This window comes from Halorubrum alkaliphilum (genome assembly GCF_017873815.1).
Taxonomy (GTDB): domain Archaea; phylum Halobacteriota; class Halobacteria; order Halobacteriales; family Haloferacaceae; genus Halorubrum; species Halorubrum alkaliphilum.
Genome location: NZ_JAGGKQ010000041.1, coordinates 1 through 15,675 on the forward strand (window position 1 = coordinate 1; position 15,675 = coordinate 15,675).

Genomic DNA, 15,675 nt, shown 5'->3' on the forward strand with positions numbered 1-15,675 from the left:
AGACAGGTCGGCTGCTATCTATTGGGGGTGTAATGGTACTTGACGTGAACGAACGTATAGTACGAGAGGAACTACGTTTGGTCGCCACTGGTGTATCGGTTGTTCGAGAGAGCAAATGCCGGGTAGCCACGCGACACGGGGTAAGAGCTGAACGCATCTAAGCTCGAAACCCACATGGAAAAGAAGTACCGACGAGGTCACTCGTAGAAGACGAGTTAGATAGACTCGGGATGTACGCGCCGAGGCAACGAGGCGTTGTAGTCCACGAGCACTAACAGACCGAAGCCACAGTCATACGGCACTGACACCACGAGTCGTATGAGTTCAGGCGGTAGCTGGATCGCACGCATACACGGTAGACTGGTCGAGAGACCAGAACCACCATGACAGGCGTCTCTACGAGAGTAGAGTCTCGGTTCGAGTCCGAGAGATGGCGTAAGGGCGGCCACAGCGGTGGGGAAACACCCGTACCCGTTCCGAACACGGAAGTTAAGCCCACCAGCGTACCGGGAAGTACTGGAGTGCGCGAGCCTCTGGGAACCGCGGTTCGCCGCCCACCCATTCATACGGGGTAACAACCCCACACCAGCCCCACGGACGAGTGTCCGTGGGGCTTTTTTCATACCCAACCCGACCGTGACCGTCAGGCTCACAGATGATGCGGAAGGAAACGCCGTTAGGCACGTCGAAGTTTCATGATCCGCGGTTCGTCCCAAAGCGGACGGTTGGATTCTCCTCATTAGAGGGGAAATCAAGTTGATTGATATCAATATCGATTTTCTCACCAGTAAGTTTATCAGTTTTGTGGCTGGAGTGAAAACGTGATGGCCGTTCCGACAGACCGTGACGGGACCGTTACGGTTCAAGCGTCTTCGGACGGATCCGTCGTCGTTCGGCAAGATCGGACACCGGATCACGTCGTATCCGTGCTGTTCGAAACGGGTCTCGAAGAGTGGCGACGCGGTTGGAACGGGGGAATCGATCGAACGCCGGAACGAGAAGTCGTAGTCGTTGCGAGCGACATCTCTCGCGGGACTACAGCGGCGTCGCCGACGCGAATCAGTCCGAATCGCGGGTTGGCATACACCGTTGTCGGGCAAGACGTCGGATCCGATCGGCTAATCGGGATCGTTTCCGAGGCGCTCGCCGGGTTTGACTCGGAGGAGCCGCATGTCTTCATCGACGACTTTGGCCCGTTAGCAACGAGGAGAGGCGTAGAACGTGCGGTTGAGGCCGTGTGGGACCTAGCACGTGTGACGACGGATCTCGGCGGCTCGATCACGATCGGATACTCGCTGACGTCGGGAGCCGCTCCCGTCTTGGCGTCGTTGGTGGGAGTCGCTGACAGAGTCATCGGGGGCGATCCGGAAACGGCAGCAGCGGTGGATCGCCTTCGTCGGGAGGATCCGACGACGTTCGGCTACGCACGCCGCAACTGGACCGAGGCACAGCGGGGGATCGAGTCGTGTACGCGGAACTATCCGCAGGCCAAACAGATCCATTCGTCACTGTCGGCGCCGGAAACCACTCCGCGGATGCTGGGTGCGACGCTCTCCGGGCTCGTGACACTCGACGTTCTCGATACATGGGGTGACACCGTGGGTCCCACACGCTACGATCTCACCGAATACGATCCGTCACGGATGGCATCCGTCGGGGTCGCGTTCGCCCGGGCTGCCGAAACCGGCGTGAACACAGGTCCCGAGTGACTCGCCGGGCGGTTACTCTACGGGATCGAGGTCGTGATCGAGGACGGTTCCGTCCGTCTCGAGCGTAACCGTGCCAAGAGAAACGGTATCCCCGGGGTCTCGATCGGTTGCGATAGCTGAGAGAACGGGCTCCCTGTTCAGTTGGTCCCAAACGACATTGGCGACCAGCGACTGGAACGTTTCCGGATCGGTCCACCCCGGGTCTATCTCCGACGGAACACGGACGAGAAGTCGGAGTTCCGAATCGGTAACGTGGATCGCGACGCCGAAGGTGTCCGCACACATACGGGTGGATCCGTCCTCCCGGTTCAAATTCTCGTCGGCGCAGGTTTCGGTGTCGAAACCGGTAAGCACTGGGGGTCGAAACGCAGCCTGTGAACTCGGCACGCCGGTCCCCTATTGTCTCTCCGAAAGCGGGGCTCGTCATGGCGGTGCTCGCCGTTAGCGTTGGCGCGATACTCGTCAGATGGAGCAACGCACCGAGCTCGGTTGCGGCCTTTTATCGCGTGCTGTTCACGACGCTTCCCCTGTTGCCAGTCGCGTTACACCGCTATCGCGACCAGTTCCGTCTGATAGATCGTCGGGACATTGCGTTCGCGACGCTCTCCGGGATCGCGCTGGCGCTACACTTCGCGGCGTGGTTCGAAAGCCTGAATTGGACCAGCGTTGCCGCGAGCGTCACGCTCGTCCAAGCGCAGCCAGTGTTCGTCGCGCTCGGGGCGTGGGTACTGCTCCGTGAGCGAGTGACTCGTCGGATGGTAGCCGGGATCGGCATCGCCGTCATCGGGATGGTAGCGATGTCGCTCGGTGATCTACTTGGTGGGGTTCTCGTCGGGCCGAATCCGTTGTACGGGAACGCACTCGCGCTGTTCGGCGCAGTAATGACTGCTGGGTACGTCCTCGCGGGTCGGTCGCTACGACAGCGACTCGCGCTGGTTCCGTACGTCGTCATCGTGTACGGTGCCTGTACGGTGTCGCTGCTACTCATCGTCGTCACACAGGGACATCCGCTCACCGGCTATCCGCCACGAGAGTGGCTCGTGTTCGCTGGGCTCGCCCTCGGTCCGGGGCTGTTCGGACACACCGTGATCAACTGGGCGCTCGCACACCTCGAATCGAGCGTCGTGTCGGTCTCACTGTTAGGTGAGCCGGTCGGTGCGACGATACTTGCCGTGATACTTCTCTCCGAAGTTCCGACTTTCGTTACGATCGTCGGTGGTATCGTCGTTCTCGTCGGGATCACGTTCACGTCGTCCGCAAGCCGCGCATAAAATTCTCAAAAATAATATCTCCGGGCTAATACTGAAATATCGCGGTCTCTACCCGTTTGTATGTACCGGCGTTCCGTCGTCGCCTTCCTCGGAGACGACCCGGGGGTTCGCACTCGTGTCAGCCGTGCGACGGAGACCCTACGTGCCGAATCGGATACTCCAGAGTTCGTTGCGTTTGATCCGGTCGATCTGATCGGGTCTACTGACGAGGACACGAACCCGTTAACGGACGTCCGCGCCGTCGTTACGGCACCCGGAGCACTGGACGACGAGGGCATCAGGGACTGGATACACACACGCTTCGCGCACGCACACGTCGTTGCAGTCACCGACATCACCGACGTTGAGGCTGTACGTCGCCTCCTGAGCACCGGCGTCGACGACGTCGTTACGACTGAACGGACGACGGGTACGGAGGGGGCGAAACCGGACCGTGATCCGCTCGTCGACCGGCTCTCTGAGGCAGTGGATCGGCGACAACCGGAACTCGCTCCGCCGGTCGTGGATCGACTCGGCGACGTGTTGTTGGACGCCGGCACCACGCTGATGAGCGCCCACGCGGACGAAGTCGAAACGAAGATCAACTGGACGATGGCGAACGTCGGCGACACTGCAGGTCTCGACCGCATTCACTGTTACCTTCATGACGAGGATGCGGAGCGTTTCGAGCCGGCGTACGGGTGGCGTCGTGTAGACGACGACTCGCCGCCCCGTTCGTTCGACGATTTTCCCGAGATTGACCGGCTCGAAACGTTCGAAAACGTGGTCCGACCGTTCGTGCCGGCCGAGGGTCGAACGACGCCCGGCCGGAACTCTCGTTCGTCTCCGCCGGCGACGGTTCACGTCCCACTGGTTGTGGACTGGGAACTGATCGGCGTCGTCGCGTTCGAGCGGGACGATCCGCGCCAATGGACCGATGAGGAGGTCGATCTGTATCGGACGTTCGGCGATCTGATCGCGTACACCATCGCACGTACGGAGCGCCGGCTGGAACTCCGGCAACAGACGGAGCGACTCGAGCAGTTCAGTGCGGTCGTTTCCCACGACCTCCGAAACCCTCTGAACGTGCTTTCGGGCTACCTAGAAATGGTCGAAAACGACGTCGACCCGTCGAAGTACGGGGCGATGGACCGTGCGTTGAACCGAATGGAAACGCTCATTCACGACCTACTCGTGCTGGCAAGGGATGGCGAAGCGATCGGCGACACCGAACCGGTGTCGCTGACGACGGTCGCCGAAAAGGCGTGGAGCTTGATCCGAGCGCCGAACGCGACGCTGATGATCTCCGGTGAGATCGGCAACGTAACTGCGGACCCGAACCGGCTTCAACAGCTGTTCGAGAACCTCTTTCGCAACGCGGTCGATCACGGCGGGGCGGAGGTTACCGTCGAGATCGGCCCTCGGACCGCCCAGTCCGGCGTTGCGGGGATGTACGTTGCCGACGACGGACCCGGATTCCCGTCGGACGCGAAGGACGCGCTGTTCGATTCCGGGTTCTCGACGGCGGACAGTTCAGGGATCGGACTGGCCATCGTTCAACGGATCGCCGATGCGCATGGATGGGAGATCGACGTCCGTAACGACGACGGTGCCGTGTTCGATTTCAGCTTCGAACGGGGGCCCGAGGCGACGATCCACTGACGGGCCCGATCAGTTGTCGAACCGATCGGCGGTTCGCCCGTGGCGGTCCCGGAACATCCCCTCGAATCCGACCTTCGCGAGCGGTCCGGCGGCGTCCCCGAGTGGTCCGAACGGGAGTCGATACTCCACGGTGTCGACGAGGTGGGTTTCGTCTCCGTCGGCGTAGAACGCGTGCGTATGTTTCCAGCGTCGAAACGGCCCGTCGACCATGTCGTCGACGAAGTACGCGCTTCCTTCGACGGGTTCGTCACCGTCCGGGTTGCGCTCGACGATACGCGAGACCCATCGTTGGCGTGGGACGACGCCGAACGGTGCGACGGACATCCGGATACGGGAGCCCGCGGACAACACCGTGGGTTCGGGCTCGCCGTCGGGTCCCTCGACGCTCGCGATCCGCATGTTCATCCACTCGGGCGTCAACTCACGAAGGCCGTCGACGGTGGAGTGAAACGCCCACACGTCGTCGATCGGCGCGGAGATCCGGGTCGTCCGCCGGTACGTCGGCATACCCGGAGTACGGTCCGCGCGCTCAAAAGCCCTCGCGGTTCCTATCGTGGGTACCGAAACCCGAATACGGTCGTGGCTCCCCCCGTTACGTAATGAAACGAGGAGCGATCGACATCGCGGACCTCTCGGGCCCGTTCGACCTACAGGCAACCGTCGAGAGCGGGCAGAGCTACCTGTGGAACCGTGCGGACGGGGGGACCTACGAGGAACTTCACGCCCACGGTGGTGACGCGTGGTACGAGACGGTCGTCGATCCGATCCCCGGTATCACCGACGAGCGTGTGCCGGTACGGGTCCGCCATCAGGGTGACGTTCACGACGGGACGCTCGAATGGGAGTCGTCCATCGACGCGGTTCCGCTGCTCACACACCTCCTCCGTCTCGACGACGACCTCGACGCGATCCTCGACTCGACGCCGGATCTCCCGCTGTTGGAGCGGGCGTACGACCGGTACGAGGGGATGCGCTTGACGCGAGATCCCGTCTTTCCCTGTTTGATATCGTTCATCTGTTCGGCACAGATGCGGGTAGTCCGGATCCACGGGATGCAGAGACGACTTCGAGAAACGTACGGTGACATCGTCGAACTCGACGATCACACGTATCACGCCTTTCCGACGCCGGCACAGTTGGCCGCGCGAACCGAAGACGACCTCCGGGACCTCTCGCTCGGGTATCGCGCGCCGTACGTCCAACGGACGGCCGAGATGGTCGCGGACGGGGTCGCGGATCCGCGGGCAGCCGCGGAACTATCGTACGAGGAGGCTCGGGAGTCGTTGACGCGGTTCGTCGGCGTCGGCGACAAGGTGGCGGACTGCGTCGCGCTGTTCTCGCTCGGGTTTCTGGAGGCGGTCCCGCTCGACACGTGGATCCGGACGACCATCGAGGAGTACTATCCGGAGTGTGATCGCGGTTCCTACGCCGAGACCTCCCGAGCGATCCGCGACCGGTTCGGCGGGCAGTTCGCCGGCTACGCGCAGACGTACGTCTTCTATCACCTACGCGCCGGCGGCGAGTGACCTTCGTTTCAGATCGTCCGGAACAGTGATGTTGGTTCGCACGATATATGCCGCCGTGATGGACTGTCGAGTCGTCGTCGAGGCCGGTGTTCCGGTGTACGACGTGGACGCTCCCGACGAAGCGATACGGATCGCCGTTTCGAAGACCGGAGAGATGTTGAACCCGGATCTCAACTACGTGGAGATCGATGTCGGGGAACGAACGTCTCCGGAGGGCGAGGAACTCCCGTCGGCGTTCATCGCGGCCGACGAGGCACTGGTGGCGCTCGAACTGCGGATGGACGTGTTCAACGTCGATCGGGCCGAACACGCCGGTCGGATCGCTCGCAAGGAGATCGGCCAACGACTCCGAAACGTTCCGCTGGAGGTGCTCGACGTCGTGGAGATCACGGGAGAGGACGTCGAGAGCAAGTCGCCGCCGACCAACGCCGGTGATCCTCACGAGGATCCCGAATAGCCAGAATGAGCTTGGATCCGGCGGATCCGATACTGTCACGGAGCGGGATAGCGGGCGAGTGGCTCGTTCCGCCAGAGATGTGACTCGGCGAGAAACGGGTTGCGGCGGAGTACGTCGAGAGACTCAGTCGGCCGTCGGGGCCAGCGGCTCGGACTCGGTCTCGTCCATCGGCTCGGTGATTCCCTCAGTCAGTTTAAAAACAGCCGCCTTGTGGTCGGTCTTCGATTTGTGGATCGATGTCGGTTTGACGCCGAGTTCCTCGTACGCGTCGAGGTCGAGGTCGTCGTCCCAGAACTCGCACTGTTTTCGTACCTCGGCGAGAAGGCCGTGAAGGTGGATGAGCTCCTGTTTCTTCATGAGTAACGGTCCTTTGCTACCGGAGGCTTATATTACTATCTTGAGTCGCGTTACCATACACCTCGAATATATACACCTCCGGACCCACTATGAGCTCGGTCGGGTTGAGGCCACCTGAACCGGGGCTACTGAAACTGCTCTACGGTTGTGAGGTCGCGTTCCGTCCGCATGAACTCGGTGAGTCGTCGCGTCGCGTGGCAGCCCGGACAGCTGAAATTGGTTCGGAGTCCCGGGAGCTCCGCGGGATTGTCCTGCCATTCCTTGTCGCACTCGGGACAGACCAGCCTGACGAACGCTTCAACCATGCGGTTACGTTCACCCCACTGGAAGAAAAACGTGGGTGCTCGGAACGGAACGAGAGCTCGGCAGGTGAAACCTTCGATCGCGCGTGTCGGTTCGGTCGGTCGCAGATCAGGCGGTCAGGTGCTCGCTTGCGTCCAGAAGTTCCTTATATCTGTTTCGGATGGTCACCTCGGAGATGTCCGCGACCTCCGAGACTTGGCTTTGCGTAACTTTCTGATTCGACAGCAGTGCGGCCGCGTACACTGCCGAGGCAGCGAGGCCGACGGGTGACTTTCCGCTCGTGATCCCGGCGTCCTTCGCACTTTTGAGCAGCTCGCGCGCGAGCCGTTCGACCTCGTCGGACAGCTCCAGTCGGGAGACGAACCGCGGGACGTAGCTCTCGGGGTCCGCGGGCTGTACCTCGAGTCCGAGCTCCCGGATGATGTAGCGGTACGTCCGCGTGAGCTCCATTTTGTCGACGCGGGAGACGGCCGTGAACTCGTCGAGGCTTCGGGGATTCCCGACCTGTCTGGCGGCCGCGTACAACGCCGCAGTCGCAACACCCTCGATCGAACGTCCTGGAAGTAGGTCCTCGTCCAGCGCGCGACGATAGATGACGCTCGCGGTCTCACGAACGGTCTCCGGCAGGCCGAGCGCGCTGGCCATTCGGTCGATCTCGCCGAGCGCCTGTTTGAGGTTCCGTTCCTTGGAGTTTCGGGTGCGGAACCGCTCGTTCCAGGTGCGGAGCCGCTTCATCTGTCGGCGCTGGCGGCTCGACAGTGACTTGCCGTAGCCGTCCTTGTCCTGCCAGCCGATGTTCGTCGACAGTCCCTTGTCGTGCATCATGTTCGTCGTCGGAGCACCGACGCGGGACTTGCTGTCTCGCTCCGCCGAGTCGAACGCACGCCATTCCGGTCCACGGTCGACCGAGTCCTCCTCGACGACGAGCCCACAGTCCTCACAGACGGTCTCGCCGTGTTCGGTGTCCGTCACGAGGCGGCCGGAACACTCCGGACAGCTCGTGGTTCGCTCGGTCTCCGCCTCCACCGACTCCGCGTCCGTCTCGTCCGAGGTGGTCGTTCGTTCGATCTCCGCCTCGCGGTCGTAGCTTCGGATGTGTGCTTCTGTCATGGGGGGTTCTGCGATCGAACTCCCGACGAAAATGCTGGGCCGGGTATGCCCGATTCGTTAACTAATAGTAATCGTTCTACATATATATACTTGTCGCTCAAAGAATTACGGTAACGGGTTTTAAAACAGTTTAACGAGTATTTGAAGCCGTTTCTCGATAGATCTCCGCGAAGTCCGCGAGTGGATCAGAAACGGATCGGTTTCTCAGAGTATATAAATACCTCGGTAACTACCCACATGGTAATGGCCGTCGCCGGTTTCGTAGACCGCTGTCCGGAGGGCCGCGTCCGTTCGATCGACCACTCGACCTTTTAAGTCGACCGGGGCCAACCCGCCCGTATGAGCGACTCCGTCGCCCTCAGCGATCAGTACCGCGAGTTCCGTCGGGACCTCCACCGTCACCCGGAGCCCGCATGGTGTGAGTTCTACACGACCGCCCGGATCGTCGAAGCGCTCCGCGAGCGTGACATCACCGATCTACACGTCGGCCCCGACGCACTCGACGGCGACGAGCGGATGAACGTCCCCGACGACGAAGAGCTGGACGAGTGGCTCGAACGGGCCCGGGACGCCGGTGTGGACCCCGCGACCCTCGACGAGATCGCCGGCGGCTACACCGGCTGTGTCGCCGTCGTCGAACGCGGAGAGGGGCCCGTCGTCGGCCTCCGCGTCGACATCGACGCGCTCCCGATCCGGGAATCGACCGACAACGACCACGTCCCCGCGGCAGAGGGGTTCCGCTCGGAGCGAGAGGGGTATATGCACGCTTGCGGCCACGACGTCCACGCGACCATCGGGCTCGGCGTGCTCGACGCCGTGCTCGACTCCGACTTTTCCGGCACGTTCAAGCTGTTCTTCCAGCCCTCCGAGGAGCAGGTCTCGGGCGGGAAGCCGATGGCCGAGTCGGGTCATCTCGACGACGTCGACTACCTTTATGCGGTCCACATCGGGCTGGACCACCCCTCCGGCGAGGTCGTCTGCGGTGTCGAGGGGTTCCTCGCGGTCAGACACTTCCTCGCGGAGTTCGAAGGGGAGCCGGCACACGCCGGCGCGCGCCCCGAGACGGGCCGGAACACGGTTCAGGCGATGGCGGCCGCAGTACAGAACCTCTACGCCATCCCGCGACACTCCGACGGACCGACCCGGGTGAACGCCGGACTCGTCGGCGGCGGTACCGCGACGAACGTCATCCCCGAGAAGTCATACGTCGAGGGCGAGGTCCGCGGCGGAACCACGGAGCTCGCCGACCATATGTCCGAACACGCCGACCGGATACTCCACTCGGCCGCGGAGATGCACGACGTCGACGTCGACGTCTCCACCAAGGGTGAAGCGCCCTCTGCCGAGAGCGACGCCGCGCTCGCGGACCTGATCGGCGAAGTCGCAGCCGAGGTCGACGGCGTGACGGATATCGTCGACCGCGCGGATCTCGGCGGATCGGAGGACGCGACGTATCTGATGAAGCGGGTACAGGAGCGCGGCGGCCTCGCCTGTTACGTCGGTGTCGGTACTGACCACCCGGGCGGGCACCACACCGGGACCTTCGACGTCGTCGAGCGCGACGTGGCGGTCGGGATCGATGTCCTCTCGGGAGCGATCACGCGGCTCTCGACGACTCCGATCTGAGGTCGGACGCGACGTGTCCGAGCCACGCCTGCGGTCCCGTTTCGCGCCGGCAAGAACCCTAGTCGACGGTAGGTTTAGACGGTTTCAGCCCCTTTCATTGCTCATGGAGGCCGTGCTCTGGTACGTGCTCACCGGCACCCGGGGCGGCCCCAATCGCGTCCGTATTCTACGAGCGATAGACGAACGCCCCCGCAACGCGAACCAACTGGCGGAACACCTCGAGTTGGACTACACGACCGTTCGCCATCATCTGGACGTGCTCCGGGAACACGACGTGGTCACGCGCACCGGAGACGGCTACGGAACGGTGTACTATCCCACCGAAGGAACGGAGCGAAACTGGGAGCTCGTCGAGGAGATAGCTGAAGGGTTACCACTATGACCGGGGGACACACATGAAAGGGAGGGGCGGGCGGTGATCGAGTGGATAGACGTCGCTCGCGTTAGCGTCTCGCTGAACGTCGTGATGTTGGTGGGGCTTACGTGGGTGTGGACCCGCAACTACCGCTCGTTCCGTTCGAAACACGCACTTGGGCTGGCGGTGTTCGGCGTGCTTCTGCTCGCGCAGAACGCGCTCTCGCTGTACTTTTACCTGTTCCATCCGGTGTTGGCCGCGTGGTTCGCTACCGACATGCCGCCGCTGGCGTGGCGCGCGAACATCGTCGTCCACGTCTTCCAGACGGTCGCACTCGCGTTCCTGCTGTGGGTGACGTGGGACTGAGTCCGAAGCCCGGCCGAACGACGTGGTTCAGTACTTGGGCTCCGCGCCCGTCGTTTCGTAGATACGGTCCATCACCGCGTCGCGCTCGCTCGTCCAGTTGGCCATCGCCGCGGGGCTGGTCGGATACGAGTCGTAGTGATCGAGCAGTTCGTCCGCCAGCGATTTGGTCTGATAGAAGTTCCTGATGGTACCCCAGTAGCCGAAGCTCTGGATCGCCGCCTTCAGCTTCAGCCCGAAGGACATCGAAGTGGACCCCTCATACAGCGCCTCCGCGAGCTTCTCACCGGGAAGCGAGGCGAGCAACCCCATTAGGTCGTCGACATCGACCGCGGTCGCGAGCACGTTGTACACGTCGAGCCCGGCGTACCGCCCGCCGAAGTGGTCCATCACCCGTTTGTTGTACCGCCAGAGGTTCTCCTCGCTGAGGTCGCCGTCGCTGATCGCTTTCACTGCCTGCTCGCCGGCGTACTTTCCCGCGTACGCCGCGCCAGCGATCCCGCCGCCCGTGGTGGGGTTCACGTGGCCCGCCGCGTCACCGACGGCCATGTAGCCCGGCGCGACGGCGGAATCGTACGGTCGCCGAGTGGGCAGCGCGGCTCCCAGTTTGTCCTTGACCTCCGCGCCCTCAAACTCGGGTCGGTTCCGGAGGTCGCGTTTCAGCGCCTCGACGAGTTGCATCGGCTCCTCGTTCATTTGGAAGCCCAACCCGACGTTGATCTCCGTGCTCGTCCGCGGGAAGTACCAGAGATAGCCCGCGGCACGGTCGGTCGCCTTGAACACCAAAGCGTCGTCCCACTCGACCGGTTCCGGGACTTCGACGACCTCCCGATACGCCGAACAGAACTGTGAGTAGCGGACGTTCGTGTCGAACGTCGAGTCAGAGAAATCGGCCTTGTCCTGGAGCAGGGAGAGCGACCCCGCGCCATCGATGACGACGTCCGCCTCGTAGGTGACGGGGCTCCCCTTCCGTTTGGCTCGTAGTCCAGTCACTCGCCCGCCGTCCGCCTGAAGCACGTCGTTGATGACCGTGTCGTAGTGGAAGTCGACGCCCGCCTCCTCGGCACCAGCGATGATCTGCCGCCCGTACTCCCAACGGTCGATGACGGCGAGTTCGCCCGGCACCGGGATCTCGAGGACCGTGTCCTCCTGTGGGATCTCGAACCGACCGTGGTCGACGCCGGTGTTCGTGAACGCCGGCTCCAGTCGGTCCTTCGGGATGGCCCCGGGGAAGTTGTCCGCGCCTTTTAACGCGTCCCCACAAGCGATGTGTCCGGCCTCCTCCGCGTCTTTTCGCTCGACGATGACGACGTCGAGCCCCTCGTTCGCGATCGTCGCTGCGGCATAACAGCCAGCGGTTCCCGCTCCCGCCACGACGACGTCGTACTCGTCGATGCTCATTACCGTGTTCTGTCACGCCCGAGGCAAAACTCTTTACTCCCGTTTCCGTCGGCCGAACATCGACGGAATAAGCCAGATCAGGTCAGTCCCTTACTGAACTTTACTGGTTAGTGATCCTGTTTAGGCGGTTCGGGATCGCACTGATTCGTATGCCCGGACTCGACACTGTCGACGTGGATCGGCTTCGCGAATGGCTTCCGGAGGTGCGTGAAGCTCGAACAACCGAGGCGCTCATGCTGGCCGTCGCGTACGACAGGGGGATCGGAGTCGGGGAACTCGCCTCATGGTACGGGCGGTCGTCCGAGGAGGTCGAATCGACGCTCGACGCGCTTGACTCTCCGCGGCTGGTCTCCGAGATCGCTCGTCGGGAGGGCGTCGATATCGAGGCGGTCGCCGAGGAGTCGAACCTCTCCGTGGCCACCGTCGTCGACTGGTTCGACGCGCTAGAGAGCCGGCCGATTCCGGAGGCCGCCGATGTCATCAGACGGTACGCCGAGGGCGGCGTCCAACCCCTAACGACTGGGTCGCCCTCGACGGTGTACCACCTCTCGTACGACGCCATCGAGGAACGTGGATGGTCGGTCGAGGATCCGGACCTGTTCGAGAAGGCGGCCGAATCAGACCTCGATCTACCGGAGTACGGGCGATTCCTCGTCGAACCGAAGGAGTCGATACTCGAAGCCGCGGAGCGCGGCGGTCGCTCCTGGCCGTACGCCTGTCGCGGCGGTGCGTGCTCGAACTGCGCCGTCATCGTCGTCGATGGGGACGTAGCGATGCCCGGCCAGTCGATCCTCTCCGAGGAACGCATCCGTGAGACGAACGCTCGACTCTCCTGTGTCGGCGTCCCCGTCACTGACGAGGTCCGGATCGTCACCGGCGTGGGGGATCTCGACTCGTTCGCCGACCTACGACTTCCATCACCGATGGACGGTGAGGAACCACCCGTCTAGGTGTTGACACTCGTAGTTGTCAATGTGATCTCTGGGCCGCCGCTTCGACCACAGATGTCACGACTGCTTCGACCTGCTCGACCAGTTCGTCGACGTCGTCGCTTTCGGCGTACACGCGGACGTACGGCTCGGTTCCGGACGGGCGGACGAGCGTCCACGAGGCGTCCGCGAACTCCAGCCTGACCCCGTGGTCCGTGTTGACCGTCGCGTCCGGGAACGCTTCCGGGAGGCGTTCGGTCAGATCCGCCATGGCCGCCGCCTTTCGGTCGTCCGGACAGTCAACGCTGACCTTTCGGTACGGGCGCTCGGTCACCGGCTCGCGAAGCGCGTCGAGCCCGTCGGCCGCGACGAGTCGCGCGAGCACGGCCGCCGAGCAGACGCCGTCGATCCAGCCGCCGAACGGGACGTGGACGTGCTTCCACGGTTCGGCCGCGAACGCGACCGTGTCGTCGGCGGCTTCGACCGACGCGATCCCCTCGTGAAGCGCGCCGAGGCGGACGCGCTCGACGCGCCCGCCGGCCGCCCGCACGCGCTCGTCGATGCGGCCGGAGGCGTTCGGCGTGGTCACGACGACGGGCTCGTCGGCGTCCGACCGGCAAACGTACCGTTCCGCGAGGATCGCCAGCACGGTATCCTCGTGGACCACATCGCCGTCGGCGTCGACGAGGACGAGACGGTCGGCGTCGCCGTCGTGGCCGATCCCGAACGCGAACCCCTCGGCGTCGCCGTCGGAACCCGATCGTCCCGGTTCCGTCACGCCCTCGTTCGCGTCCGCCACGAACGCCCGGAGGTCGCGGAGGCTCTCCGGTGTCGGCTTGCTTCCGCGCCCGGGGAAGTGGCCGTCAACGTTCCCGTTGAGCGTGACGACCGAAGCGCCGAGCTCGCGCAGCACGGTCGGCGTCGCCGGACCTGCCATTCCGTTCCCGCAGTCGACGGCGATCCGGAGGCCATCGAGGGCGTCCTGATCGTCTCGGCCATCGACCTCGCCGAACCCCCTAGCGTACGTCTCGACCGCGTCGAGGTACGATTTCAGGGTGTCTCCTCGTTCTGTCGTCGTCCACGCGTCCCACTCCGCGGGCGCTTCCTCACCGTCGACCCGGTTTTCGACCGCCCGTTCCAGTTCCCGATCGAACTCCACGCCGTCACGGAAGAGCTTGATCCCGTTGTCGCTCGGCGGGTTGTGTGAGGCCGTGAGCATCACTCCGTACCGCCCCTGTGAGGCGTACGCGAGCCCGGGGGTCGGAAGTCGTCCCGCGCGCAGCACCGACACCCCGCCGGAGGCCAGCCCGGACTCCATCGCGGCCGCGATGGCCGGACCGGTCACCCGGCCGTCACGGGCGAGGACGACCTCGGGATCCGGCCCCGGCCCGCCGTTCTCCGCACCTTCGTCTCCGTCGTTTCCGTCGTGTCGCTCGCGTATCTCCGCCGCCACGGCGCGGCCGACCGCGAGCGCGAGTTCCGGCGTGACCCGTTCCGCGACGTGCCCACGGATACCCGCGGTTCCGAACAGTTCCATGTCCGGGCGGTCGGCCGCCGGAAGTTAGTAGGCGTCGGTCCGCACCCGTCCCCGCCAGCACTTAACAGCGACCTCGACCAATCGTGAATCGATGACTGACAGCGTTCGCGCACACGTGTACGTCTCCGGTCGCGTACAGGGCGTCTACTACCGAGCGTCGACGCGGGACGCCGCCCGCGAGAAGGGGGTCGACGGCTGGGTTCGAAACCTCGACGACGGGCGCGTGGAGGCGGTCTTCGAGGGATCGGAATCCGCAGTCGAGGCAATGGTCGAGTGGTGTCACACCGGGAGTCGGGCCGCCGACGTCGCCGACGTCGATGTCACTCGTGAGGAGCCAGAGGGGGTCGACGGGTTCGAGGTCCGATGGTAGGCGTGTTCCACGGCGGTGATCGACGGGACTACCGGACGATCGGGTCGCCGGACGGATCGCGAACGTCGAGCGCCTCGAGGGCGCGCAACACCACGATCGCCTCCACCACGTCGCGCTCCTCGGTGTAGGGGTCGTCGACGGCGTCGAGCGTCTCCTCCGCCTCGGAACCGAGCCGCGCCTCCAGCTCCGTCTGGTCCGTCTCCCCCTTCGTCGCCGACAGCAGCGCCTCATGGTCCTCGCGGAGGTCCAGCGAGACGTGCGCCGCGTTACACCTCGAGAGCGGGTGGGTGTCCATCTCGATCGCCAGATCGCTCACGAGCTCCCAGTCGTCGGCACAGAAGCGGAGCGTCACTGGGCCGACGACGTCGCGCCACGATATCGGACCGCCGTTCTCCATCAGCGTGATCGCCCGTGGCGGGACCGCGATGCGGGTGTGGGTGTCGTCGCGTCCGCACAGACAACAGGGGGTGTTCTTCAGTCCGGCGTACACGTCGATCGATCGGGTCCGGAGGAACGAGTGTGTTTCGGCGGCATCGCCGTGACGCTCCCGGCCGCTCAGAACGGGACCGACAGATACTCCGACGGCACCGCGTTCCGCACGGTCACCTGTGGGTCGACCACCTGAGTAACCGACCCCACCCTACTTCGCTCACCCTGACGGGTTCGCTCGTGGAGGGTGGGGCTTTGATGTGGGACTCGCCGTCAGTTGTCGCAGGGGAG

The 15,675-nt window shown here is 63.9% G+C and carries 18 protein-coding genes and 2 rRNA genes; 12 read left to right on the forward strand and 8 right to left on the reverse strand.

The window, feature by feature from the left end; genetic code table 11:
• The 3 genes from J2751_RS14900 to J2751_RS14910 all read left to right on the forward strand — a co-directional run.
• Window positions 1-295, forward strand: a 23S ribosomal RNA gene (locus J2751_RS14900); the annotation flags it as partial.
• Window positions 296-437: 142 nt separating this feature from the next.
• Window positions 438-559, forward strand: a 5S ribosomal RNA gene (gene rrf, locus J2751_RS14905).
• A 694-nt stretch (window positions 560-1,253) separates the two neighbouring features.
• Window positions 1,254-1,709, forward strand: coding sequence for a hypothetical protein (locus J2751_RS14910; RefSeq protein WP_245202862.1), 456 nt, complete (start codon window positions 1,254-1,256; stop codon window positions 1,707-1,709).
• Window positions 1,710-1,721: 12 nt separating this feature from the next.
• Here J2751_RS14910 and J2751_RS14915 read toward each other — a convergent pair whose 3' ends face one another.
• Complete coding sequence (locus tag J2751_RS14915) at window positions 1,722-1,994, reverse strand: hypothetical protein (protein WP_209487200.1); 273 nt, start codon at window positions 1,992-1,994, stop codon at window positions 1,722-1,724.
• Window positions 1,995-2,134: 140 nt separating this feature from the next.
• On the opposite strand from J2751_RS14915, the gene J2751_RS14920 reads away from it, so the two are divergent.
• Together J2751_RS14920 and J2751_RS14925 are read left to right on the forward strand one after the other, a co-directional pair.
• On the forward strand, window positions 2,135-2,980 hold the full coding sequence (locus tag J2751_RS14920; protein WP_209487220.1) for a DMT family transporter: 846 nt from the start codon (window positions 2,135-2,137) through the stop codon (window positions 2,978-2,980).
• A 60-nt stretch (window positions 2,981-3,040) separates the two neighbouring features.
• The gene (locus J2751_RS14925; protein WP_209487202.1) at window positions 3,041-4,621 is read left to right on the forward strand and encodes a GAF domain-containing sensor histidine kinase; all 1,581 of its coding nucleotides are present in this window, start codon (window positions 3,041-3,043) and stop codon (window positions 4,619-4,621) included.
• A 9-nt stretch (window positions 4,622-4,630) separates the two neighbouring features.
• On the opposite strand, the gene J2751_RS14930 is transcribed toward J2751_RS14925, so the two are convergent.
• Window positions 4,631-5,128 (reverse strand): SRPBCC family protein, encoded by a 498-nt coding sequence (locus J2751_RS14930; protein WP_209487204.1) that lies wholly within the window; start codon window positions 5,126-5,128, stop codon window positions 4,631-4,633.
• A gap of 92 nt (window positions 5,129-5,220) precedes the next feature.
• Here J2751_RS14930 and J2751_RS14935 point away from each other — a divergent pair, with 92 nt between their 5' ends.
• Both J2751_RS14935 and J2751_RS14940 read left to right on the forward strand, forming a co-directional pair.
• Window positions 5,221-6,147: a DNA-3-methyladenine glycosylase family protein gene (locus J2751_RS14935; RefSeq protein WP_209487205.1), complete on the forward strand. Its 927-nt coding sequence runs from the start codon at window positions 5,221-5,223 to the stop codon at window positions 6,145-6,147.
• Window positions 6,148-6,205: 58 nt separating this feature from the next.
• Window positions 6,206-6,604: a DUF555 domain-containing protein gene (locus J2751_RS14940; protein ID WP_209487206.1), complete on the forward strand. Its 399-nt coding sequence runs from the start codon at window positions 6,206-6,208 to the stop codon at window positions 6,602-6,604.
• Window positions 6,605-6,727: 123 nt separating this feature from the next.
• Here the strand turns inward: J2751_RS14940 and J2751_RS14945 are convergent, their stop codons facing one another.
• From J2751_RS14945 to J2751_RS14955, 3 genes are all read right to left on the reverse strand, one after another.
• Entirely contained in the window at window positions 6,728-6,961 is a 234-nt protein-coding gene (locus J2751_RS14945; protein WP_209487207.1) for a UPF0058 family protein, read from the reverse strand.
• A gap of 125 nt (window positions 6,962-7,086) precedes the next feature.
• On the reverse strand, window positions 7,087-7,266 hold the full coding sequence (locus J2751_RS14950) for a DUF7836 family putative zinc-binding protein (RefSeq protein ID WP_209487208.1): 180 nt from the start codon (window positions 7,264-7,266) through the stop codon (window positions 7,087-7,089).
• 106 nt (window positions 7,267-7,372) lie between these two features.
• Window positions 7,373-8,374, reverse strand: a complete 1,002-nt coding sequence (locus J2751_RS14955; protein ID WP_209487209.1) for a transcription initiation factor IIB — start codon at window positions 8,372-8,374, stop codon at window positions 7,373-7,375.
• Between the two features lie 339 nt (window positions 8,375-8,713).
• Between J2751_RS14955 and J2751_RS14960 the strand changes: the two genes are divergently transcribed.
• The 3 genes from J2751_RS14960 to J2751_RS14970 all read left to right on the forward strand — a co-directional run bounded on the left by J2751_RS14960 (window position 8,714) and on the right by J2751_RS14970 (window position 10,721).
• Complete coding sequence (locus tag J2751_RS14960) at window positions 8,714-10,000, forward strand: amidohydrolase (protein ID WP_209487210.1); 1,287 nt, start codon at window positions 8,714-8,716, stop codon at window positions 9,998-10,000.
• Window positions 10,001-10,103: 103 nt separating this feature from the next.
• Window positions 10,104-10,382: a winged helix-turn-helix domain-containing protein gene (locus J2751_RS14965; RefSeq protein ID WP_209487211.1), complete on the forward strand. Its 279-nt coding sequence runs from the start codon at window positions 10,104-10,106 to the stop codon at window positions 10,380-10,382.
• A gap of 36 nt (window positions 10,383-10,418) precedes the next feature.
• The gene (locus tag J2751_RS14970) at window positions 10,419-10,721 is read left to right on the forward strand and encodes a hypothetical protein (RefSeq protein ID WP_394357401.1); all 303 of its coding nucleotides are present in this window, start codon (window positions 10,419-10,421) and stop codon (window positions 10,719-10,721) included.
• A 27-nt stretch (window positions 10,722-10,748) separates the two neighbouring features.
• On the opposite strand, the gene J2751_RS14975 is transcribed toward J2751_RS14970, so the two are convergent.
• Window positions 10,749-12,119: a geranylgeranyl reductase family protein gene (locus J2751_RS14975; RefSeq protein ID WP_209487213.1), complete on the reverse strand. Its 1,371-nt coding sequence runs from the start codon at window positions 12,117-12,119 to the stop codon at window positions 10,749-10,751.
• 149 nt (window positions 12,120-12,268) lie between these two features.
• Between J2751_RS14975 and fer the strand changes: the two genes are divergently transcribed.
• Window positions 12,269-13,069 (forward strand): ferredoxin Fer, encoded by an 801-nt coding sequence (fer, locus tag J2751_RS14980; protein WP_209487215.1) that lies wholly within the window; start codon window positions 12,269-12,271, stop codon window positions 13,067-13,069.
• Window positions 13,070-13,088: 19 nt separating this feature from the next.
• Here the strand turns inward: fer and J2751_RS14985 are convergent, their stop codons facing one another.
• Window positions 13,089-14,585 carry a phosphohexomutase domain-containing protein gene (locus tag J2751_RS14985; RefSeq protein ID WP_209487216.1) on the reverse strand — a complete coding sequence of 499 codons (1,497 nt, stop codon included), beginning with the start codon at window positions 14,583-14,585 and terminating at the stop codon, window positions 13,089-13,091.
• 91 nt (window positions 14,586-14,676) lie between these two features.
• Between J2751_RS14985 and J2751_RS14990 the strand changes: the two genes are divergently transcribed.
• On the forward strand, window positions 14,677-14,955 hold the full coding sequence (locus J2751_RS14990) for an acylphosphatase (RefSeq protein WP_209487217.1): 279 nt from the start codon (window positions 14,677-14,679) through the stop codon (window positions 14,953-14,955).
• Window positions 14,956-14,983: 28 nt separating this feature from the next.
• Here J2751_RS14990 and J2751_RS14995 read toward each other — a convergent pair whose 3' ends face one another.
• A complete protein-coding gene (locus J2751_RS14995) occupies window positions 14,984-15,445 on the reverse strand; it encodes a hypothetical protein (protein WP_209487218.1) in 462 nt (153 codons plus the stop codon).
• Between the last annotated feature and the right edge of the window lie 230 nt (window positions 15,446-15,675).